The 19,942-nt window shown below is 71.5% G+C and carries 20 protein-coding genes; 9 read left to right on the forward strand and 11 right to left on the reverse strand.

Features of this window, described 5'->3' with window-relative positions:
• Positions 1–6: 6 nt before the first annotated feature.
• The gene (locus FXF51_RS24125) at positions 7–1,170 is read right to left on the reverse strand and encodes a cysteine desulfurase family protein (protein WP_262379799.1); all 1,164 of its coding nucleotides are present in this window, start codon (positions 1,168–1,170) and stop codon (positions 7–9) included.
• A 53-nt stretch (positions 1,171–1,223) separates the two neighbouring features.
• Between FXF51_RS24125 and FXF51_RS24130 the strand changes: the two genes are divergently transcribed.
• From FXF51_RS24130 to FXF51_RS24140, 3 genes are all read left to right on the forward strand, one after another.
• Positions 1,224–1,739: a TetR/AcrR family transcriptional regulator gene (locus tag FXF51_RS24130; protein WP_148436918.1), complete on the forward strand. Its 516-nt coding sequence runs from the start codon at positions 1,224–1,226 to the stop codon at positions 1,737–1,739.
• A gap of 213 nt (positions 1,740–1,952) precedes the next feature.
• Positions 1,953–3,143, forward strand: coding sequence for an MFS transporter (locus tag FXF51_RS24135; protein WP_148436919.1), 1,191 nt, complete (start codon positions 1,953–1,955; stop codon positions 3,141–3,143).
• A 12-nt stretch (positions 3,144–3,155) separates the two neighbouring features.
• Entirely contained in the window at positions 3,156–3,653 is a 498-nt protein-coding gene (locus FXF51_RS24140) for an HIT family protein (protein WP_148436920.1), read from the forward strand.
• Positions 3,654–3,788: 135 nt separating this feature from the next.
• On the opposite strand, the gene FXF51_RS24145 is transcribed toward FXF51_RS24140, so the two are convergent.
• A complete protein-coding gene (locus tag FXF51_RS24145; protein WP_148436921.1) occupies positions 3,789–4,475 on the reverse strand; it encodes an SDR family oxidoreductase in 687 nt (228 codons plus the stop codon).
• A gap of 70 nt (positions 4,476–4,545) precedes the next feature.
• Here FXF51_RS24145 and FXF51_RS24150 point away from each other — a divergent pair, with 70 nt between their 5' ends.
• On the forward strand, positions 4,546–5,118 hold the full coding sequence (locus FXF51_RS24150; RefSeq protein ID WP_187414541.1) for a TetR/AcrR family transcriptional regulator: 573 nt from the start codon (positions 4,546–4,548) through the stop codon (positions 5,116–5,118).
• A 19-nt stretch (positions 5,119–5,137) separates the two neighbouring features.
• Here the strand turns inward: FXF51_RS24150 and FXF51_RS24155 are convergent, their stop codons facing one another.
• Complete coding sequence (locus FXF51_RS24155; protein WP_148436922.1) at positions 5,138–5,899, reverse strand: SDR family oxidoreductase; 762 nt, start codon at positions 5,897–5,899, stop codon at positions 5,138–5,140.
• Positions 5,900–6,082: 183 nt separating this feature from the next.
• On the opposite strand from FXF51_RS24155, the gene FXF51_RS24160 reads away from it, so the two are divergent.
• On the forward strand, positions 6,083–6,925 hold the full coding sequence (locus FXF51_RS24160; RefSeq protein WP_148436923.1) for a helix-turn-helix transcriptional regulator: 843 nt from the start codon (positions 6,083–6,085) through the stop codon (positions 6,923–6,925).
• 4 nt (positions 6,926–6,929) lie between these two features.
• Here FXF51_RS24160 and FXF51_RS24165 read toward each other — a convergent pair whose 3' ends face one another.
• Together FXF51_RS24165 and FXF51_RS24170 are read right to left on the reverse strand one after the other, a co-directional pair.
• The gene (locus FXF51_RS24165; protein ID WP_148436924.1) at positions 6,930–7,307 is read right to left on the reverse strand and encodes a hypothetical protein; all 378 of its coding nucleotides are present in this window, start codon (positions 7,305–7,307) and stop codon (positions 6,930–6,932) included.
• A gap of 119 nt (positions 7,308–7,426) precedes the next feature.
• Positions 7,427–8,209 (reverse strand): helix-turn-helix domain-containing protein, encoded by a 783-nt coding sequence (locus tag FXF51_RS24170; protein ID WP_148436925.1) that lies wholly within the window; start codon positions 8,207–8,209, stop codon positions 7,427–7,429.
• A gap of 86 nt (positions 8,210–8,295) precedes the next feature.
• Between FXF51_RS24170 and FXF51_RS24175 the strand changes: the two genes are divergently transcribed.
• The gene (locus FXF51_RS24175; protein WP_148436926.1) at positions 8,296–8,718 is read left to right on the forward strand and encodes a hypothetical protein; all 423 of its coding nucleotides are present in this window, start codon (positions 8,296–8,298) and stop codon (positions 8,716–8,718) included.
• A gap of 19 nt (positions 8,719–8,737) precedes the next feature.
• Here FXF51_RS24175 and FXF51_RS24180 read toward each other — a convergent pair whose 3' ends face one another.
• Complete coding sequence (locus FXF51_RS24180) at positions 8,738–10,048, reverse strand: helix-turn-helix domain-containing protein (protein ID WP_148436927.1); 1,311 nt, start codon at positions 10,046–10,048, stop codon at positions 8,738–8,740.
• 192 nt (positions 10,049–10,240) lie between these two features.
• Here FXF51_RS24180 and FXF51_RS24185 point away from each other — a divergent pair, with 192 nt between their 5' ends.
• Genes FXF51_RS24185 through FXF51_RS24195 form a run of 3 tightly spaced genes read left to right on the forward strand, consistent with a single transcriptional unit; the run spans position 10,241 to position 14,086 of the window.
• The gene (locus tag FXF51_RS24185; RefSeq protein WP_148436928.1) at positions 10,241–12,199 is read left to right on the forward strand and encodes a nucleotidyltransferase domain-containing protein; all 1,959 of its coding nucleotides are present in this window, start codon (positions 10,241–10,243) and stop codon (positions 12,197–12,199) included.
• The gene (locus FXF51_RS24190) at positions 12,196–13,341 is read left to right on the forward strand and encodes a hypothetical protein (RefSeq protein WP_148436929.1); all 1,146 of its coding nucleotides are present in this window, start codon (positions 12,196–12,198) and stop codon (positions 13,339–13,341) included. Before FXF51_RS24185 ends, FXF51_RS24190 begins: the two co-directional genes overlap by 4 nt.
• Entirely contained in the window at positions 13,313–14,086 is a 774-nt protein-coding gene (locus FXF51_RS24195; RefSeq protein ID WP_148436930.1) for an SDR family NAD(P)-dependent oxidoreductase, read from the forward strand. Before FXF51_RS24190 ends, FXF51_RS24195 begins: the two co-directional genes overlap by 29 nt.
• 33 nt (positions 14,087–14,119) lie before the next feature.
• Here the strand turns inward: FXF51_RS24195 and FXF51_RS24200 are convergent, their stop codons facing one another.
• The 5 genes from FXF51_RS24200 to FXF51_RS24220 all read right to left on the reverse strand — a co-directional run bounded on the left by FXF51_RS24200 (position 14,120) and on the right by FXF51_RS24220 (position 19,940).
• A complete protein-coding gene (locus FXF51_RS24200; protein WP_148436931.1) occupies positions 14,120–14,593 on the reverse strand; it encodes an NUDIX domain-containing protein in 474 nt (157 codons plus the stop codon).
• Positions 14,594–14,891: 298 nt separating this feature from the next.
• On the reverse strand, positions 14,892–15,845 hold the full coding sequence (locus FXF51_RS24205; protein WP_148436932.1) for an electron transfer flavoprotein subunit alpha/FixB family protein: 954 nt from the start codon (positions 15,843–15,845) through the stop codon (positions 14,892–14,894).
• A 19-nt stretch (positions 15,846–15,864) separates the two neighbouring features.
• Complete coding sequence (locus FXF51_RS24210) at positions 15,865–16,644, reverse strand: electron transfer flavoprotein subunit beta/FixA family protein (RefSeq protein ID WP_148436933.1); 780 nt, start codon at positions 16,642–16,644, stop codon at positions 15,865–15,867.
• Positions 16,645–16,869: 225 nt separating this feature from the next.
• Positions 16,870–18,078, reverse strand: coding sequence for a serine/threonine-protein kinase (locus FXF51_RS24215; RefSeq protein WP_148436934.1), 1,209 nt, complete (start codon positions 18,076–18,078; stop codon positions 16,870–16,872).
• A 35-nt stretch (positions 18,079–18,113) separates the two neighbouring features.
• Positions 18,114–19,940, reverse strand: coding sequence for a serine/threonine-protein kinase (locus FXF51_RS24220; RefSeq protein ID WP_148436935.1), 1,827 nt, complete (start codon positions 19,938–19,940; stop codon positions 18,114–18,116).
• Positions 19,941–19,942: the final 2 nt, after the last annotated feature.

Consider the following 19,942-nt stretch of genomic DNA (forward strand, 5'->3'; position numbering starts at 1 on the left):
CTTGGTCTAGCCCAGGCCCGCGCGGCGGGCGCGTTCGACTGCTGCCGGGAGCACCTCGATCAGCCGATCGACGTCCTCGCGCGTCGAGGTGTGCCCCAGCGTGAACCGCAGCGACCCGCGGGCCGCCGCCGCGTCGGCGCCCATGGCCAGCAGCACGTGGGACGGCTGCGCGACCCCGGCCGAGCAGGCCGACCCGGTCGAGCACTCCACCCCCTTGGCGTCGAGCAGCATGAGCAGCGCGTCGCCCTCGCAGCCGGGGAAGGAGAAGTGCGCGTTGCCGGGCAGCCGGTCGACGGGGTCGCCGTTGAGCACCACGTCCGGCACCGCGTCGCGGACGCGCTGGATGAGCTCGTCACGCAGCTCAACCAGCCGCCGCCCCAGCTCCTCCTGCTCGCGCACGGCGGTGCTGACGGCGGCGGCGAGCCCCGCGATGGCGGGCGCGTCGAGCGTGCCGGAGCGCACGTCGCGCTCCTGCCCGCCGCCGTGCTGGACGGAGACCGGCGTCAGCCCCCTGGCCAGCAGCAGCGCCCCGGCCCCCATCGGCCCGCCGATCTTGTGGCCGGTCAGCGTGAGCGCGTCGGCCCCCGAGCCGGAGAACGACACGGGCAACTGCCCGACGGCCTGGACGGCGTCGGTGTGGAACGGGATGCCGTGGTCGTGCGCGATGGCGGCCAGCACGTGGACGGGCTGGACGGTGCCGACCTCGTTGTTGGCCCACATGATGCTGATCATGGCCACGTCGCCGGGGTCGCGCTCGATGGCGGCGCGCAGCGTCTCGGGGTGCAGGCGGCCGTGCTCGTCCACCTCCAGCAGCTCCACCTCGGCGCCCTGGCTGTCGGCCAGCCAGTGGGCGGGGTCGAGCGCGGCGTGGTGCTCCACCGAGCTGATCAGCACCCGCCTGCGCGGGCGGCGCGCCCAGTAGAGGCCCTTGATCGCCAGGTTGTCGGCCTCGGTGCCGCCGGAGGTGAAGACGACCTCGCTGGGACGGGCGCCGAGCGCGCCGGCGATCGTCTCGCGCGATTCCTCCACCACTCTGCGCACCTGGCGGCCGGTCGCGTGCAGGGAGGAAGCATTTCCGACGCGTTTGAGTTGAGCCGTCATGGCCTCGATCGCTTCGGGCAGCATGGGGGTGGTCGCCGCATGATCAAGGTAGGCAGACGGTCTGGTCACGTGCTCAGGGTATCTCGCTTGCAACTGTACCGTCCGGACGGTACAGTAATCGCATGCGAAGGGACGAGCTGCTGGACGCGGCAGAGGATCTGCTCTGCGACCAGGGCTCGGCCGCGCTCACCCTGGCGGCCGTGGCCGACCGGGCGGGCGTGAGCAAGGGCGGTCTCCTCTATCACTACGGCTCCAAAGAGGCCCTGATCAAGGGCATGGTGGAGCGGTTGATCGAAGACTTCGACGCACTGACGGCCGCTCAGCCCGGCGACACGTACACCGAGCGCTACCTGGGTGCCACCCTCGCAGCCGTCCGCTCCGGCCGGCTGCGACGATGGGCGGTCGTCACGGGGGCGTCGGGCAACCTCTTCCTGCTCGCACCGCTGCGCGAGGCCATGACCCGATGGCATCGCGAGGAGCTGAGCGAAGAGCCCGACCCGGTGGCCTCGCAGATCGTCCGCCTCGCGTGTGAAGGTTTGTGGGACGTGGCCAGCCACGACCCCGAGCTGAACACGGAGGCCGACCTCCAGGCCCTGGAGCGGCGCCTCAAAGCGCTGATCGCCCCGACGTCCGCCTGAGTCCTTCCCCCTTTCATCCGCCACGCCGCGCCGCCCGCCCGGTTCCCGCATCCGACCGGCACGGCTCCGCGCCACGGAACGCTGAAGCGGCGACCCGCCGGTCACCGCTGCCCAGCGCGCAATCGGGGCGTTCTGCCCACATCCCAGACAGACACATTTCACGGGCGGCCCCAACCCGCCCGCCCTTTTCATGACTTCTTGTGAGGTGGCCTGATGACCCGCGAGCTGAGGAATGCCCGTTACGGGGCGATCCTCACCTTTGTCCTTGCCGGCCTGATGGTGGGCACGATGACCGTGCGCATCCCCGCCCTGACCGACAAGCTCGGCCTGTCCGAAGCCATGGTCGGCACCATCCTGCTGGTGTGGGGCCTGGGCGCGCTGGTGACCATGCAGTCCATGCGCCGCGTCATGGCACGCGTGGGCAGCCGGACGCTCCTGCGGGCAGGCGGCCCCCTGACGGCACTCAGCCTCCTCGGCGTCGCCGTCGCCCCCGACCTTCCCCTGCTCCTGGTGGCCGTGGCGCTGTTCGGCATGGCCTTCGGCACCGTGGACGTCTCCATGAACGCCCAAGGTTCCGCTGTCGAGCAGGCCTACGGGCGGCCCCTGATGAACGGCATGCACGCCGGCTGGTGCGTGGGCGCCATCTCGGCGGGCGGCCTCGGCAGCCTGGCGATCGCCGTCGGCCTGCCGTTCACCGCGAACGTGGCGCTGATCGCCCTCGTGTCCCTGCCGGTCATGGTGCTGCTGGGCCGCACGTACCTGCCGGAGCCCCCGGCGGCCGAGACCGCGCAGGCGGGCCGCCGCCGCATGCCGCCGATCGTCTACCTGCTCGGCGTCATCATGTTCTTCGCGTTCATGGTCGAGGGCACCGTCGCCGACTGGAACGGCCTGTACCTGCGCGACGAGCTCGGCGCACCCGAGGCCGTGGCGGCGCTCGGCTACCCGGTCTTCGAGGTGGGCATGCTGATCGCCCGGCTCACGGGTGACCGGCTGCGCCTCCGGTTCGGGGTGCGCGGCATGCTGACTGTGTCCGGGGTGGCCACGGCCGGGTTCTTCGCGGTCGTGCTGCTGGCGCCGGCGGCGGTGGTGGCGGTGTCCGCGATGTTCTTCGTCGGGCTCGGCGTGGCGACCATCTCGCCGCTCACGCTGTCGCTCGCCGGCACCGCGACCGACACCCCCGGGCCCGCGATCGCCCAGGCGGGGGCCATGGGGTACACCGGGCTGCTGCTCGGGCCCGTGGTGATCGGGTTCCTGTCGGACGCCACCTCGCTCCGTACGGCGCTGGGCATCGGCGTGGTGCTCGGCGTGCTGATCGCGCTGTCGGCGCGGATGCTGCCCCGCCGCGAGCCCGTGACCGAGCTGGACTCCCTGCCCGTACGCGAGACCGTGGAGGCCGCGGCCTGACATCATCGGGCGATGGATCTTGAGCAGAAGGTGCCCTTCGACGTCGCCGCCTACGTGGAACGGGTGCGATCAGGCCCCTGCTTCATCTGCGCCATCGCGGCCGGTGACCCGGAGTACGCGCTGGAGCAGATCGTCTACGAGGACGAGGAGCATCTGGCGTTCCTGGCGCGTTACCCCACCTTGCCCGGCTACGTCCTGGTCAGCCCGAAGCGGCACGTCGAGCACGTCGTACGCGACCTCGACGAGCGAGCCTTCCACGCGATCATGGCCGTCGTCAGAAGGGTGGCCCTGGCCGTGGAGTCGGTCGTCCCGTCGGAGCGCACGTACGTGCTGTCCCTGGGCAGCCGGCAGGGTAACGCCCACCTGCACTGGCACATCGCCCCGCTACCTCCCGGCACGCCGTACGACCAGCAGCAGTTCCACGCCCTGATGGCGGAGAACGGCGTGCTCCCCTGGACCCAGGAACAGGCCGAGGAGCTGGCCGCCCGCCTCAGGGCGGCGCTGTCCTGAGACATTCCGCGGCTGCCTGGGCCCGAACGAGGCGGGCAAGAGGCCGGGGCTGGGGCTCCTGGAGCGGCGCGGGTCTTCGGCCCGTGCAGACCGATCCCGCTCAGGAAACTCATCGCCCGGGATCACGCATCGCCGTCAGGACACGGTGAACCCCCCGTCCACCGGCAGGATCGAGCCGGTGACGTAGGGCGCGCCGATCACGTACCTGATCGCGCCAGCCACATCCTCCGGCCGTCCGACGCGGCCGGCGGGGAGCGTCCCCGCGACCGCCTCGAACTGGGCCCGCCGCTGCTCCTCGGGCAGGAACGACCACCAGGCCGTGTCCACGACGCCCGGCGAGACGGCGTTGATCCGCACCGGGGCCAGCTCGGCGGCCAGCGGCGGCACGATCCGCTCGATCGCCCCGTTCACGGCGGCCAGACCCGCGGTCCCCGGCAGGGCGGCGCGCGCGCTCGCTGCGGAGACCATGGTGATGGAGCCGGTCACGCGGGCCCGCTGGATGGCGTACAGGTACGGGAACAGCTTGCCGTCGAACGCGTCCCGCACGGCGGACACCTCCAGCTCCGCCAGCGGCCCCATCGCGTCGGCGCCTCCGCTGAAGGCGAGCACCAGGTGGTCCAGCTCGCCCACCCGGTCGAAGAAGGCGGCCACCTCCTCCTGCGAGGTGCCGTCCACCTGCTCCGCCGCCGCCACGCTCTCCTTGGCGGCGGCCAGCCTCTCCGGGTCGCGGCCCGTGACGATCACCTCGGCGCCGTCGCCCGCCAGCAGCCGCGCCGTGGCCAGCCCGATGCCCGCCGTACCGCCCATGATCACTACACGCATCTTCCATCCTCTTTTCTAGACGTTCTGTCTCGTTTTTATACGAGACGTTGAGTCTTGTAAAGTGGGCGGCATGACAGGCGAGCGACGGCTGGGACGACCCCGCAGCGAGGGCACGCGCACCGCGATCCTCGCGGCGGCCCTGGAAGAGCTGGAGACCGGCGGCTACGCCGCGCTGACCATCGACGGCATCGCGCGCCGCGCAGGATGCGGCAAGCAGACGATCTACCGCTGGTGGCCGTCCAAGGCGGACGTCGTCCTGGAGGCGCTGCTCGAACGGGCCGAGACCACGATCGAGATCCCGGACGAGGGGTCGCTCTCCGACGACCTGCTCGCCTTCCTGACGGCCACGTTCCGGCAGCGGGGGCAGCGCCCCACCCTGGTCGGGCTGATGGCGCAGGCGCTGCTCGATCCCGTCTTCGCGACCGCGTTCAAGGAGAAGTTCCTGTTCAAGCGGCGGGCCGCGCTGCGGGTCGTGCTGGAGCGGGCCGCCGCACGGGGCGAGCTGGCCGAGGGAGCCGACCTCGAACTGCTCATGGACGTCGTCTACGGGGTGCTCTGGTACCGGCTGCTGCTCGACCACGCGCCGCTGGACGACTCTGCCGGCGAACGGCTCGCCGCGCTGATCGTACGGGCCACGCGGTGAGCTCCCCGTCAGGACGGCGTCAGCTCGCCTGGCCGGTGGGCATGATGGTGACCTGCTGCAGGTTCGCCCGGGGCGGCAGGCTCGCCACGAACCCCACCGTCTGCGCGACGTCCTGAGGCGTGAGCCACTCCATCGCCTGCTTCGAACCCTCCAGCCACGCCAGCGCCCCCTCATCGGTGACGTGCCCCTGCAGCTCGGTGCCGACGATCCCCGGCTCGATCGCCGAGACCCGCACGTTCTTGGCCCCCAGCTCGGCCCGCAGGTGCCGCGACAAGTGCGTGACGAACGCCTTGGTGCCGGAGTAGACGGCGAAGTTCGGAAAGATGTTCTGCGCCGCGATCGACGAGGTGTTGATCAGATCGGCCACTCCGCGCTCCCCTGCGGCCCGTACGAGCTGGGGGACGAACGCGCCGATCACGTTCATCAGACCCGTCACGTTGAGGTCGATCTGGCGCTGCCACTGGTCAGCGGCCAGCTCCTCGACCGGGGCGGGCAGCATGACGCCCGCGTTGTTGAACAGCAGGTCGGCCCCGCCCAGCTCGGCGGCCACCCGCCCGGCCGCCGCCTGCACGGCCGCCGCGTCGGTGACGTCGGCCGCCAGCGCCACGGCCCGGCCCCCGGCCCGCTCGATGCGGGCCACCAGATCGTCCAGCCGGTCGGCGCGCCGCGCCAGCACGGCGACCCGCGCGCCCAGCCCGGCCAGGTGCTCGGCCGTGGCCTCGCCGATCCCGCTGGAGGCACCGGTGACGACGGCGACACGTCCGGAAAGAGAGGTGCTCATGAGGTACGCCCTTCCAAAGTCACAAGCGGCCGGCTGACCGCGTTCCTCCAACAGCACACCAGGGAAAGCACCCTCCGCAGGGCGCCCGAGCATGCCCTGACCAGGCAGGTAATCGTGAGGCAGGTACTGGCGGGGCCACCCCTGGGTCATCGCGCCCACGAGAGGCGGGCCACACTGGAAACCATGGACCGCAGCCGCGAGCTAGCCGACTTCCTGCGCTCACGCCGCGCCAGGATCACCCCCGACCGCACGGGGCTGCCCGCCGACGGGCGTGCCCGCCGCGTGCCGGGCCTGCGCCGCGACGAGGTGGCCCGGCTGGCCGGTGTCAGCACGGAGTACTACACCCGGCTGGAGCAGGGCCGCGCGGGCAACCCGTCGCCCGAGGTCACCGAGGCGCTCGCGCAGGCTCTGCAACTCGACGCCGCCGAGCGCGAGCACCTCACGGACCTGCTGGCCCGTCCCGCCCGCCACGCCCCGATCGCCCCGCAACGGGTCAGGCCGGGGCTGCACCTGATGGTGCAGACCCTCGACCACGTGCCCGCCTTCATCCTGGGCCGCCGCACGGACGTCCTGGCCGCCAACCGCCTGGCCCGCGAGGTGCTGACCGACTTCGACGCCCTGCCCGCGACCCAGCGCAACCTGGCCCGCTACTACCTGCTCGACCCGGCGGCGCGCACCCGTACCGGCGACTGGGAGCAGATCGCGGCGGAGACCGTCGCCATGCTCCGCCTCGAAGCGGGCCGCTACCCGCAGGACCGCCGCCTCGGCGACCTCGTCGGCGAGCTCACCCTGCGCTCGCCCGAGTTCAGCACCTGGTGGAACGACCACCGCGTGCTGCGCCGCACCCACGGCACCAAGCGCTACCACCATCCGCTCGTCGGCGAGCTGCACTTCTCCTACGAGTCACTCCAGCCGCCCGGCGACCCGGACCAGACACTGTGCGTCTACAACGTCGAGCCGGGCTCCCCCACCGCCGAGGCGCTCCGCCTCCTCACGAGCTGGACGGCGCCCGCCGCCTCGCCCTGACCCGTCAGCCGCCGATCGGCGCGCAGATCACGTACACGTCGACGGGGGTCGGGTCCTCCTTGTCGTTCATGAAGAAGAGGCTCCACGCGTTGTTCACCTTGCCTGGATCGCCGCTGGTGTTGCTGGGGGCGCTCACCTCGGCGATCACTGGGCTCTCCCTGTCGTGCTCGCCGAGATGCGCGTAACCGCCGCCGACAGCCTGCCGCCCCTCCGGGCACACCACGTTCGTGGAGAGGTATCCGGCGGGGATCAGCCTGCGTTCCTTGACGTAACCGATCTCCGCGTCGCCCCTCCATGGCAGCCCGTCCGCCAGCGCCACGCCGCCCCCGACGAGCGCCGCCCCCGCCAGCACGCCCGCCACGACCAGCCCGAACCCTCTCATCACCACGCTCCTCCGTACCGGTGCGTGATCACGGTAGGCCGGCGCGATTGACGATCACTTGCAGGGTTCGTGGAGATCTGAGTGAGATGCCGGCCTTGATCGATCCGGATCCGTCCGCCTCACCCCCGCTGCCTGAGGACCTTCGCCGTAGCCTCATCAGCGGGCAGAAACGCCTCCAGCCGCAGCTCGGACAACGTCACATCCACAGCGGTCGCGAACGACGTCAGCGTGGTGATGAGCCGCAACTCCCCCTCAGGCGCCCGCAACCGCAACGGCACGGAGAACCCGAGATGCTCAGCCGGCGGCTCCAGCTCGGGCAGGTAACCGTCCAACTCGGCGATGAACGCGTCAAGCCCCGGATCGGGGCTGCGCAACGCCTGCTCCCGCAGACTCCCGGTGATGTGCCGCCCCCACTCGGCGAGGTTCACCACCCGCCGCGCCATCCCCTCCGGATGCAGAGCCAGCCGCAACACATTGACCGGCGGCTCCAGCAACGCGGGCGCGACCCCCTCCCCCAGCACCCCGAACGCCGCGTTCGCCGCCACCAACTCCCCATACGGCCGCACGACGACGGCGGGATACGGCAGATGCCCGTCCAGAATGCGCTCCAGCGCCTCCCGCACCGGACTCAGCTCAGGAGCATCCAACCTCGACTCCGCGTAAACGGGTGCATACCCAGCGGCGAGCAGCAGCCCGTTCCGCTCCCGCAACGACAAATCCAACGACTCGGCCAGCCGCACTACCATCGCCCGCCCCGGCCGGGAACGCCCCTGTTCGAGGAAGCTCAGATGCCGCTGCGTCGTATCGGCTCTGATCGCCAGATCGAGCTGGCTGAAGCGGCGCCGCGTCCGCCAGCGCCGCAGCTCGCTCGCGAACCGATCAGGCTCCGTCGACACCGTCATGCCCCCATTCATACTGCACCCCTGCTGCTGCGCCATTCCCTGCGGGGAATCGCGCAGCCGCAGCCCGCGCCCGCACACTGCTGCGCATGAGCTTCGATGTCCAGCAGTTGACCGACCGTTACATCGCCCAGTGGAACGAGCCCGACCCGGCGACCCGCGCCGCCCTCGTCCACGAGCTGTGGACGAGCGACGCCGTCCACGTTCTCACCAACCCGCCCCAGGCGATCCGCGACGCCGCCGCGTCACTCGCACTCCCCGCGCCGCCGCTGGAGGCTCGGGGTCATGCCGCGCTGGAGGCCAGGGTGGGGCGCGCCTACGAGATGTTCGTGGAGCCGGGCGAGCACGTCTTCGAGCCGGCTGGGGAGGCGGTGCTGCTCATGCCGCAGGTGGTCGGCGTGCGGTGGTCGATGGTGTCCACGCGTACGGGGGAGGTTGTGGGGGGTGGGCTGGACGTTCTGGCTGTGGACGGAGACGGCCGGGTCCGTAGCGATCACCAGTTCATTGAGTGATCGGGTGTACCGCCCAAGATCAGGTCACAGCGTCGGGTCCATGTCCGATCGCGGTGCGCAGCCGCACCGCGCCAGAGGCGCGGGGAAACCGGTCAGTGACCTCGACGGCGATCTGGCGGATGCTGAAGCGATGACTCACTTCGCCCCGGGCGTGCTGGTAGGCCGCCAGTAGTTGGGCGATGGTCCGCTCTGGTCGTTCCTGCTGCCAACAGACTCTGGCCAGGTCCGTGTGAAGACGTGCGCGACGTTCCGGGGTCGCGAACTGGCTGGCGGTGAGTGTGCGGCCGACGCGCAAGGCGGTGGCGGGGTCGCCCAGGCTCCAATGCACGCCAATCTCGTACAGCCGCACCTGGGCCGGCGTAATGACCGGGGGCTGTCCAGGCAGGGCCGCAGGCAGCGGGCGGGGAAGTCGTCGCACCGCGGCAGCGGCTTCACGGATCAGCTCCAGCGCGCGGGCCCGGTCCCCGTGCTGCGCGGCGGTGTAGGCGGCGGAACAGAGTACCTGCCCATAGACCGCCAGTTCCGACGCGCGGGTGAGACCGGTCGCTTCCAGGTGGCCGGCCGACTCCAGGACCACCTGGTCGGCGAGCGCGTGCCTGCCCTCATGGCGCAGCACCACTCCCAGGCAGCGCGCCGCCAGAGCGACGCTGGTGGGCGAGCCGGACAGGCGGGCGAACATGACGGCGCGGTCGGCGGCGAGCCGGCTACTGGCTTGCCGCCCTGCCTTGGACAGAGCCTCGGTGGCCAGGCCGTAGCAGGCGGCAGCCCGGATGAAGGCATCGGGCGTGCGCTCCTGCTCGGTGTTCTCGTGCGCGACGGCCAGCAGGTCCGGCAGGTCGGCCACCAGCGGAGCGAGCTCGCCTCGGTCGAAGAGCCTGGTGGCGTGGGCCAGCCGGGCGGTGAGCGTGAGTGGACGTGCCGGGGCGGAAGGGATCACGGCCAGCGCGTCCTCGATGCGGGCCAGCAGGGCGGCGGGCACTGCCGTGGCGGCGGCCGTGAACAGCGTCCTGCGGCGCATCGGGTCGTCCTCCCGCTCGGCGGTGGTCGGTGATGTAACCGTAGCGCGAGCAGGCGGTCCCAGTCCGGTAAGAGCGGCAAGCACGTGCGGCGGGATGGCCACCGCGGTGGCCACCCGGCGGATCAGATCCAGATCGGCGCCGTGGCGTCCGGTCTCCAGGCGGGAGATGGTGGAGGCCGAGCAGTAGGCGGCACGCCCCACATCGGCTTGACGCAGGCCGAGCAGGGTGCGGGCATAACGCAGGGCGCTTCCCACGTCCCTGGTACTGAGGAAGCCTGCGGCTCGCGTCGTGGTCCACGGATCGCTACCCATCGAGCTCCCCGGCCGGTCGGAGCAGGTGCCAGCCAGAGGCTACGCGGCGTCGCGGCAGATGCACAGACAGATTGCAGAATCCGCATGCCGCGTGCACTTCGTGCACGCCCTCTCACAGTGCGCTGATCACGCGGGCACGGTAGGGGCTGAGCCGGCCGCGAAGGTGCCGGGACGCGAAAGGCCCTCGATCCGATGATTGACCCTGGCAACCTGCTCGCCGAGCCATCCGGCGAGTCCGGCCCCTTGCTCCGGGCGGCGCTCGATGCGCCCCCCGCGACGGCGCTGACCATGGTGGCTCTCAGCGGCCCCGATGCCGTCGGCAAGACCACGCAGATCCGGCTGCTGACCCGCCGCAGGGCCGACACCTGGGACGCCGGCCCGCTGGACGCCTTCGACCCGCGATGGCGCGCCGCTCACGACAATGATGGCGGCCTGGCCGCGTGGTGGTTCACCGACGCACCGCTGTCCGAAGTGGCCGACGTGCTGGCCTGCTCCTACCTGGAGCGAGCCCGGCACGCCCGCACCCGGCGCGGCCTGGTGCTGATCGACCGTGGCCCGGCCATGCTGGAAGCCAGCGTGACCGCCACCGCCGCGGTACGGCTCGGCCTCGGCCACGCCCGGGCCGCCGAACACGCCCGCGCGCTGCTCGCCCCCTACGCCGACGACCTTACGGCGGCCTTCGACGGTGTGAGCGAGCTGCTCCTGCTGCACGCCGCCGACCCGCAGGACGGCGCCGCCCAGGCGCTGGCCCGCCGAAACTCGACCAGCCCGCTCTACCGCGCCTACCAGCACACGCTGCATCAGCACCTGCACGCCGACCCGCACCCCAGCGACGAGACCATCGTGACCGGAACCGCCCCGATCATGCAGGTGCACCGGCAGCTGTGCCACCGCCTGCGCACGCGCGGGATCGACGTCCCTCTACCGGTGATCGACCGGGTGCGCGTCATCGCCTTGGGCGGGCTGTCCGAGAGCGGCAAAAGCACCGCCGGCGCTTACCTCGCCGAGCGCCACGGCAGCGCCCGGCTCAAGATCGGCTACCTGCTGGAGCTGGCCGCCGCACGCCATCGCATCGCCGACGTGTATGCCGTGACGCCTGTGGAGGCGGCCGAGCTACTGGTGGACGAACTCGACCGCTTCTGCGCCGCCCACCACTACCAGCGCCTGGCCAGCATCGAGAGCCTGCACAGCGACCAGCTCGCGGCCGCACTCAAGCCGTTGCTCGGCGACGGCGTCCTGCTCTGCTACCTCGACACCGTGCTGCAGGCCCGGCAGGAGCGCGGGGTGGACGGACCCGGCGACGTGGCCGACCGCGACACGGTCAAACACGCCAGGGGAGCCGACCGGATCCACCAGATCGCCGACGTGGTCGTGCCCAACAACGGCCCGCTGTACGCGCTGCAGCACCGTCTGGACCGGCTGATCCGGCAGCACGCCCAGGCGTGGCCGCAGACGGCGCCGCACCGCACCAGTCTGGCCGGCCTGTCCCTGCCTGAGCCGTTGAACGCCTTCCTGCACCGGCTCACCGCCGGCCTCACGCACCCGCGGCCGCTCGTCGACCTCGTCGCCGTCACCGGCAGTGCGGCCCGCGGGGGCTACACCGACGGGTGGAGCGACTTGGACGTGCTGCTGCTGGCCGACGAAGCGGCCGTGACCGCGACCGCCGAGGTAGTGGCCCGCCACGAAGGCCTGCTGGGCGGCGTGAAACTCGGAATCACCCTGATCAGCACGGCCGAATGCCGCGCCGGCGTGCTGCCGTCCCGGCTGCTGCACGCTGTCGCCGCCATCGCCGCCGGCACTACGGCGGTTCTGTGGCACGTGCCCGGCCTGCGCCTGCCCTGCCCCGACCCGCACACCGTGGCGGTGGCCGGCGCCACCGACGCCGCCCAAGCCGCCGTCCAGATCCGGCGGCTGCTGCTGCGCCGCCCGCTCCAGGTACGCGCGCTGTACAAGACGGCCGCGCTCCTGGCGAAGATCGTCCTCGGGGCGCAAGGCAGCCACCACGCCGCCGACCACGAGGCCCTGGCTGCCTTCGCCGCCTTGACCGGCGAACCGATCAGCTGCCGGGGTCCCGGCAGCAGCGCGGAGGACGTCACCGCGCTGGCTCAGCGGGTGCTCGGCTGGTGGCTGGCCGGCCTGGAGGCGCGATGAGCCCGACCGATGCAACCGACCAGCACACCCGCATCCGCGGCGAACGCAGCTGGCAGCACCTCGCCGACGGCACCTTCCACAAGACCATGTCCACCCACCGAGCCGAAGGCGAATATCAGGGCTGGCGCGCGCTGCGCGGCTTGGCGCCGGTGCCGCACCTGCTCCGCCGCCGCCACAACGGCTCCCGCACCACACTGATCTACGAGGACGTATTCGCCAGCGGTCGCTGCACGCACCTGCTCGCTGACCTCCTTACCGAGGCCGACGCCGACCCCGCCCGGATCCCGGCCATCCGCGCGCTCATCGACGCCGTCTGCGACTCCTGGCAGGAAAGCCACGACCGCACCGGCCGCCTGACTCCGCTGCACGCCACCGTGCCCGCCCTGTACGCGACCAGGCTGAACCCCGGCGGCCGCCTGGAACGCTGGTACGGCAGAGCCCGCCCGTGCACCGTTCACATCCCGACAGGCAGCTATCGGCTCGATCTGCCCGCCCTCCTCACCCGCCTGCGAACCCAGCTACCGCCCGGCAGCCTGTGGCCCAGCATGATTTCCCAAGGCGACCCGACCGAGCCCAACATCGCCGGTGGCCCGTCGCTGTGCTGGCTCGACCTCGAGCATGCCGGACGCACCACCGTCGCAGGAGAAGTGGCCAACCTCCTGGCCTACCTCCTCTTCTTCGGCGGCTGGCTAGTACCCGCCTACCAGCCCGGCACCTACGCCCGCACCGTACGCCGGCGCGCCATCGCCGTGGACCGGCCCCACGTCCGCCACCTGCACATCACCGGCGGGCGCATCGACGTGGACGCGTCGCTGTGCGCCGGGCCCGGCCGGCGCACAGCCCTCGACGCGCTACTGGAGCGGCTGAACGGCGACCTGGGCCGACTGCTCACCCCGCCCGGCCACGACTCGGCCACCATGCATGCCCCCGCGCGGGCCCCCGGGCCGGCCACTGTGCTGGCTCCCTGGCTGGCTCTGCGCATCCTCGGTGTCGTCCCGCTGGCGTCGCTGTCCCCCTCAGATGGGGCGATCTGCCTGGCCGAGCTCGGCCGCATCCTCGACCCCTCACTAAGCCTGACCGACCTGGCCACCACCCTCCCCTCAGGACCAGACCATGCCCAAGCCGATACGTCCCCTCGCTGACCAGGCCGCCATCGTCACCGGCGGCAGCACCGGCATCGGAGCCGCCATCGCCCTCGCCCTGGCCGAAGCGGGTGCGCACGTCGCCGTCGCCCACCCTGGCCACCAGGAGTACGAGGCGAGCACGATCATCGCCGCTATCAGCCGCGCGGGCAGCCGGGGAATCAGCGTGAGAGCGGACATCACCCGCACCGCTGAGGTGACCGCCATGGTCGCCGACGCCGCCGAACAGATCGGCCCCATCCACATCCTGGTCAACAACGCCGGGGACTACCCGCGCACCGCCTGGGCCGACCTGACCGAGGACCGCTGGACGGCGGCCATCGACCTCAACCTGACCGGCCACTACCGGTGTGCCCGGGCGGTGACTCCGTCCATGGTCGAACGCCGAGCCGGGCGCATCATCAACGTCGGCAGCATCACCGCCCGCAGCGGCCGCGCCGGTCTGGCCGCCTACGCAGCGGCCAAAGCCGGGCTGCACGGCCTGACCCGCGCGCTGGCCCGGGAACTCGGCGGCTACGGCGTCACCGTCAACACGGTGGTGCCCGGCCCCATCCAGGTAGGCCACGAACGCCGACTGCCGCTCGCCGACCGCACACCCGTGCAGGAGCAGATCGCCCGCCAGTGCCTTCCCCGGCGCGGGCAACCGGCGGACGTCGCCGCGGCTGTCGCCTTCCTGGCCGGCCCCGGTGCCGCGTTCATCACCGGTCAGAGCCTGCACGTCGACGGCGGCTTTTTGCTGCACTGACAGTGCTAATCCTGCCTTGAGAAAGGCTGCCCCTCACGCGTGAACGCGTCCACGCCCTCCCTGGTCGACGACGCCCGGCAAGGCGAGCAGGTCAAACCCGGCATCCACACCCTTCCGGAGAAAGGCCGCAATCTGCGGTGGTTTCAAGTCGATCGCATCGAGGCCGTCGACGGTGAGCGGTACTGGCTGCAGGACGTACCGCCCTCGGCCCTCCTCAGTGAATTCAGGACCAGTGCGCTGGTTGAAGTCGTAGGAGCGTATCCGGGCGACGTAGAAGTACTGACGCTCATCGCCTACGGACAGGACATGGGCGAGCGCCAGAATCTCGGCATCGCCTGCCACTTCTTCCCGCAGCTCACGAAGCAACGCATCTTCAAGGGACGCGTCCTCCGGCTCCCTGGCGCCTCCTGGAAGCACCCAGTAGGGACTCTGACCGGTTTTGATGCGCTTGATGGTCAGCAACCGACCGTCTGGGTCAATTGCAATGGCGCGAACACGCTCCGTCATGCCGATCATTGTCGCCCATCGGCCAGCCCTGAACCTGCCCAGCATCACACTGCGGCTACACAATCCTTGTACGGCCCTGGCGACACGAGCACGGGATGAAGCATCGGCCCTCATCCTCAGCAACTAACCGCCCAACCAGACGGCGCAAGCGGCTTGTGAGCGGGGGTTTGGGGGCCTGCGCCCCCCAAAGTCACAGCCTGACCCCAAGGCGCGAAAGCGCCGACCGGGAGGCCCGAGCTTGTAGACCTGGGCCTCCCGCTGTCACAGCCTGACCATCAGGAAAGACCGTGCTCTTCCCCTACTTGCGCTTGTTGACTTCCTCGGTGAGCTGCGGCACGACCTGGTGAAGGTCGCCCACCACCCCATAGTCCGCCAGCTCGAAGATCGGAGCCTCAGGGTCCTTGTTGATGGCCACGATCGTCTTGGCGGTCTGCATCCCGGCCCGGTGCTGGATGGCGCCCGAGATCCCGGCCGCGACGTACAGCTGGGGCGACACGGTCTTGCCCGTCTGGCCCACCTGGAACTGGTGCGGGTACCAGCCGGCGTCCGTGGCGGCGCGGGAGGCGCCTACGGCGGCGCCGAGGGCGTCGGCGAGGCCCTCGATGACGACGAAGTTCTCGGCGGAGCCGACGCCGCGGCCGCCGGAGACGACGATGGCGGCCTCCGTCAGCTCGGGCCGGGCGCCCTTCTCCTGCTTGACGCGCTCGACCACGCGGGCGGCCTTGGCGGCGTCGGAGAGGGTGACCGAGACTTCCTCCTCCGCTCCGGCGCCGGGGGCGGCGACGGGGGCGGTGGAGTTGGGGCGGACGGCGACGATGGGCGTGCCCTTGCGCACCCGGGAGTGCACGTTGATGCCGCCGCCGAAGATGGACTGGTCGGCGACGAAGCCGTCGCTGAGGCCGACGGCGTCGGTGATGACGCCGGAGTCGGTCTTGATGGCGAGGCGGCCGGCGACTTCCTTGCCTTCGGCCGTGGCGGCGACCAGCACCGCCGCGGGCGACTTGCCGGCGACGAGCTGGGCGAGCAGTTCGGCCTTGGGGGCGACGACGTGGTCGACGATGTCGTCGGCGCCGGCGACGTAGATCTTCTCCGCGCCGTACTCGGCGAGGCGGGCCTTGGCCTCGGGCGTGATGCCGGGGCCCGCCCAGACGGCGGCGGGCGTGCCGAGGGTGCGGGCCAGGGTCAGCAGCTCAAGGGTGACCTTCTTGACCTCGCCTTCGGCGTGCTCGACGAGAACGAGAATTTCCGACATTTCCGTGTAACCCCCGCTCTCAGATGAACTTCTTGGACGCCAGGAAGTCGGCCGCCTTCTCGCCGCCGTCACCCTCGTCCTTGACGATCGTGCCGGCCGCGCGCGGCGGGGCCGCGGCGAAGTCGACGACCTCGGACCAGGCGGCTGCCAGGCCGACCTGGGCCGCGTCGATGGAGGCGTCGCCGATGGCGAGCGTCTCGACGGGCTTCTTCTTGGCCGCCATGATGCCCTTGAAGGACGGGTAGCGGGGCTCGTTGATCTTCTCCACGACGGAGATGACGGCCGGCAGCGGGGCCTCGACCCGGTCGTAGCCGTAGTCGGTCAGGCGCTGGATGGTGATGGCGCCCTTGTCGACCTCGACCTTGTTGGCCAGGGTGAGCTGGGACGCGCCGAGCCGCTCGGAGAGCATGGCGGCCAGCATCCCGGTGCGCGCGTCGGTCGACTCGGAGCCCAGGATGACCAGGTCGAACCCGATCTTCTTGAGCACCTGGGCCATCGCGTACGAGGTGGACAGCGCGTCGGAACCGTGCAGCGCGTCGTCGCTGAGGTGGACGGCCTTGTCGGCGCCCATGGCCAGCGCCTTGCGGATGGTGTCGGTCGCCTTGCCGGGGCCCATGGTGAGGACGGTCACCTCACCGCCGTGGGCCTCCTTCAGCTTCAGCGCCTCTTCGACCGCGTACTCGTCAAGCTCGTTGACCACGCCGTCGGCGGCGTCGCGGTCGAGCGTGTTGTCATCGGACCGCAGCTTGCGCTCGGTCGCCGTGTCGGGGACCTGCTTCACGCAGACGACGATGTTCATGGCCGGTGGCCGACCTCCCGTAGTTCGCGTGCGCCCCCGCCTCGCTGCGGTGGGCGCCGAAATGCATCTGTCCAGACTGCCAGGTGCCCGACGGGCATCCGACAGAGGGTCTGCCGTGGTTTCGCCGTTATGTTACCCATGGGTAGCTTACGTGCAAACCCACAGCCCGTGCCTACCATCCCCACCATACCGAACTTTATTCGGTCGTTGCTCACAGGTCGCCGGTCACGCCGACAGCAGGAACACTACGCCCACCACCAACGCGGTCCCCGCGAACAGCGCCAGCGTGAACGTGCTGAACGACGCCGCCAGCCCGAAGCACAATCCGACCGCCCCCACCACGCTGACCAGGTCGACGACCATGCGGCTGCGCCTGAACGGCCCACGCGAGAACAGCGCCACCCCGCCGTCGGCCACGACACCCAGCGCGTACGCCGCCAGCAGGAAGAGCGACACCTCGGGCAGCGGCTCGCGCGCGGCAGCCGCCAGCAACGCCACGAACAATCCCGAACCGATCAGCCACCGCCTGCGCACCTTCTCCCGATGCCTGGCCCTGGACTCCTCCACCGAACGGCGGTACCGCTCCTTGCCGGGCCGCCACTCCCTGGTGTCCAGCTCATCGGTGGCCTGACGGGCGGGAGCGGGAACGGGGCGCGGCACGTACGACATCGGCGCGACGCCCAGCCTGGCGCAGATCTGCGCGGCCGTGGGGCGCGCGGCGGGATCGGTGGACAGGCACTCGCGTAACAACGGCTCCAGCCACTCGGGCACGCCTTCGAGGTCGGGCGGATGGTGCACGACCCGGTAGGCGACCGCGGAGGCGGGCCCCTGCCCGTACGGCTGCCGCCCGGTGGCCGCGTACGCCAGCGTCGCCCCGAACGCGAACACGTCGGCCTCCACCCCCACGGCCCGCCCTTCGAGCACCTCGGGGGCCAGGTAGCCGGGCGTGCCCACCACCGCGCCCGAGGCGGTGACGGACAGCGAGTCGAGCGCGCTGGCGATGCCGAAGTCGATCACGACGGGCTCGCCCTCGGTCATCATCACGTTGGCCGGTTTGAGGTCGCGGTGCACGACCCCGGCCTCGTGCATGGCCTGCAGCGCGTCGGCCAGCCCGGAGGCCAGCCGCCGCAGGTCGGCCACGGGCAGGGGGACGGAGCTGAGCGGGCGGCCCTGCACGTACCGGGTGACGAGGTAGGGCCTCGGGCCCTTCAGCGAGGCGTCGAGCACCTCGGCGATGTGCGGCCCGCCGGCCATGCGCATGGTCTCGACCTCGCGCGCCAGCCGCGCCAGCGCCACGCCGTCGGCGGCGACGTGCGGGTGCAGGACCTTGACCGCGACCGTACGACCCTCAGGGTCGAGCGCCAGGTGCACCTCGCCGAACCCGCCGGCCCCCAGACGGGAGAGAAGCTCGTACGGGCCGAGGCGCTCGCTCATACCTCATCTCTCCCCAGCGGGGACGGCGGGGACACTCATGCCCAGGGATTCAGCCACCCCAGCCCCAGACCGTTCAGCAGATCGCCGATCAGCCCTGTGATCAGGCCGATCGTGCTCTGCCTGGCGTCGCTCGCCAGATCGTCGATCACCGACTCCGGCGGCCGCCACGGCGCCCACGAGGCGTCCTGGCCGAGCGCGAACATCACCGCGAACAGCGCCGCCGTGCCCACCAGCACGACCGCAACCAGGGCGGCGCCGGGGCTGCGCAGCACGCCGGTGAGCGTGCGCGTGACGGCCTTGCGCGGCGCGCCGCCGCCCGGCAGCACGAACAGGCCGGCGGCGAAGGCTCCCGCCGCGTACGCCGCGGCCTCGTTGACGCCCAGTTGCCCGGCCCAGTACAGCACGCCCCAGACGCAGACGCCGAACAGCAGCGCCAGCGGCACGTGCACCAGCGTCACCAGGGCCGATTTGACCAGCGCCCAAGGTGTGCCGACGAGGGCGAGCAGCGGGTCGGCCGCGCTGCTGCCGCGCACCTGGCGGCGCTTGACCAGGTCGCCGAAGAGGTACTCGCCCAGGCGCAGCACGAGCGCGAGCGCGACGGCCACGGCCCCGGCCATGACCGGCATCATCACCGTCAGCGCCACCAGCGTGACCAGCAGCAGCAGCCCGACGACCTGGCTGCCGAACAGGTACCGCTTGCGTTCCGACGGCGGCGTGTACTGCGGCGGCGGCGTGTAGGGCCGCACCTGCGACGGCGCGGTGGGCGCCGGGACGAGTCGCCGGTCGGGCGGCGGGTAGCCGGCGACGCGCTGGTCGGGATGGGGCGCTGGCCTGGCGGACATCGGCGCGGGCACGTAGGGCGGAGGCCGCTCCTCTCCGCGCTTCGGCCGCTCCTCGCGGCGTTTCGGCCGCTCCTCGTGCCGGGTCAGCGCAGGTGAGGGCGCGGGCGGCGGCGCGGCCTTGCCGTACTCGACCGGCGGCAGCAGGTCGGAGAACGTGTCCATGGTCCGCGTGCGGGGCACCACCGGCTTCGTCCCGGTGGGCCCCTCGTTGAACGTGGTCACCGCCGGGTCGAGCGCCTTGGCCAGCCGTAGCAGCTCGTGGGCGCCTGGCCGGGCCGACGGCTCGACCTGCAGCGCCCGGGTGAGCCAGCCGCGCAGCCACGCGGGCGCCTTGTCGATCTGCGCCCGCCCTTCCATGATGTTGAAGCAGACCGACTCGAACGTGCCCGTGCCGAACGGCGGCGCCCCCGTCGCGGCGAAGAACACCGTCGAGGCCAGCGCGTGCACGTCGGCCGCCTGGGTGATGTCGGAGTCGCGGATGATCTCGGGCGCCAGATAGCCGGGCGTGCCCACGAACATGCCCGTCTGCGTCAGCCGGGTGGCGTTGACCAGGTGGGCGATGCCGAAGTCGATGACCAGCGGCCGCTCGTCGACCAGCATGACGTTGGACGGCTTGAAGTCACGGTGGATCACGTCGGCCGTGTGGATGGCCACCAGCGCCTGGCAGAGCCCCTGGGCGAGCTGGATGAGCTGCCTGGCCTCCAGCGGCCCCTGGGCCAGCACGGTGTCCTCCAGCGTGCGGCCGGGGGCGAAGCGGGTCACCACGTACGGCTGGCTCCCGACGAGCTCGGCGTCGATCACCTCCGCGACGAACGGTGAGCGCACCCTCCGCATCGTCTCGACCTCGCGGGTGAGCCGGTCGCGCGCCTTGAGGTCGGCGGCGACGTGGGGATGCAGCACCTTGATGGCGACTTCGCGTCCCTCACCGTCGAGACCTAGGTGGACGACCCCCATCCCGCCCTCGCCGATCTTCCTGACGAGGCGGTAGGGGCCGAGGCGTTCTGGTGCTTGGGTGCTCATCG

The organism is Nonomuraea sp. PA05, assembly GCF_008086045.1.
GTDB classification, from domain to species: domain Bacteria; phylum Actinomycetota; class Actinomycetes; order Streptosporangiales; family Streptosporangiaceae; genus Nonomuraea; species Nonomuraea monospora.

What these genes read in the sequence shown, in the direction of transcription:
- FXF51_RS24155 (WP_148436922.1), bottom strand. Translation starts at nt 5,899, where the DNA reads ATGAGCACCTCTCTTTCCGGACGTGTCGCCGTCGTCACCGGTGCCTCC.
- FXF51_RS24135 (WP_148436919.1), top strand. Translation starts at nt 1,953, where the DNA reads ATGACCCGCGAGCTGAGGAATGCCCGTTACGGGGCGATCCTCACCTTT.
- FXF51_RS24215 (WP_148436934.1), bottom strand. Translation starts at nt 18,078, where the DNA reads ATGAGCGAGCGCCTCGGCCCGTACGAGCTTCTCTCCCGTCTGGGGGCC.
- FXF51_RS24140 (WP_148436920.1), top strand. Translation starts at nt 3,156, where the DNA reads ATGGATCTTGAGCAGAAGGTGCCCTTCGACGTCGCCGCCTACGTGGAA.
- FXF51_RS24190 (WP_148436929.1), top strand. Translation starts at nt 12,196, where the DNA reads ATGAGCCCGACCGATGCAACCGACCAGCACACCCGCATCCGCGGCGAA.
- FXF51_RS24145 (WP_148436921.1), bottom strand. Translation starts at nt 4,475, where the DNA reads ATGCGTGTAGTGATCATGGGCGGTACGGCGGGCATCGGGCTGGCCACG.
- FXF51_RS24220 (WP_148436935.1), bottom strand. Translation starts at nt 19,940, where the DNA reads ATGAGCACCCAAGCACCAGAACGCCTCGGCCCCTACCGCCTCGTCAGG.
- FXF51_RS24210 (WP_148436933.1), bottom strand. Translation starts at nt 16,644, where the DNA reads ATGAACATCGTCGTCTGCGTGAAGCAGGTCCCCGACACGGCGACCGAG.
- FXF51_RS24170 (WP_148436925.1), bottom strand. Translation starts at nt 8,209, where the DNA reads ATGACGGTGTCGACGGAGCCTGATCGGTTCGCGAGCGAGCTGCGGCGC.
- FXF51_RS24150 (WP_187414541.1), top strand. Translation starts at nt 4,546, where the DNA reads ATGACAGGCGAGCGACGGCTGGGACGACCCCGCAGCGAGGGCACGCGC.
- FXF51_RS24180 (WP_148436927.1), bottom strand. Translation starts at nt 10,048, where the DNA reads ATGGGTAGCGATCCGTGGACCACGACGCGAGCCGCAGGCTTCCTCAGT.
- FXF51_RS24200 (WP_148436931.1), bottom strand. Translation starts at nt 14,593, where the DNA reads ATGACGGAGCGTGTTCGCGCCATTGCAATTGACCCAGACGGTCGGTTG.
- FXF51_RS24195 (WP_148436930.1), top strand. Translation starts at nt 13,313, where the DNA reads ATGCCCAAGCCGATACGTCCCCTCGCTGACCAGGCCGCCATCGTCACC.
- FXF51_RS24205 (WP_148436932.1), bottom strand. Translation starts at nt 15,845, where the DNA reads ATGTCGGAAATTCTCGTTCTCGTCGAGCACGCCGAAGGCGAGGTCAAG.
- FXF51_RS24130 (WP_148436918.1), top strand. Translation starts at nt 1,224, where the DNA reads ATGCGAAGGGACGAGCTGCTGGACGCGGCAGAGGATCTGCTCTGCGAC.
- FXF51_RS24160 (WP_148436923.1), top strand. Translation starts at nt 6,083, where the DNA reads ATGGACCGCAGCCGCGAGCTAGCCGACTTCCTGCGCTCACGCCGCGCC.
- FXF51_RS24165 (WP_148436924.1), bottom strand. Translation starts at nt 7,307, where the DNA reads ATGAGAGGGTTCGGGCTGGTCGTGGCGGGCGTGCTGGCGGGGGCGGCG.
- FXF51_RS24175 (WP_148436926.1), top strand. Translation starts at nt 8,296, where the DNA reads ATGAGCTTCGATGTCCAGCAGTTGACCGACCGTTACATCGCCCAGTGG.
- FXF51_RS24185 (WP_148436928.1), top strand. Translation starts at nt 10,241, where the DNA reads ATGATTGACCCTGGCAACCTGCTCGCCGAGCCATCCGGCGAGTCCGGC.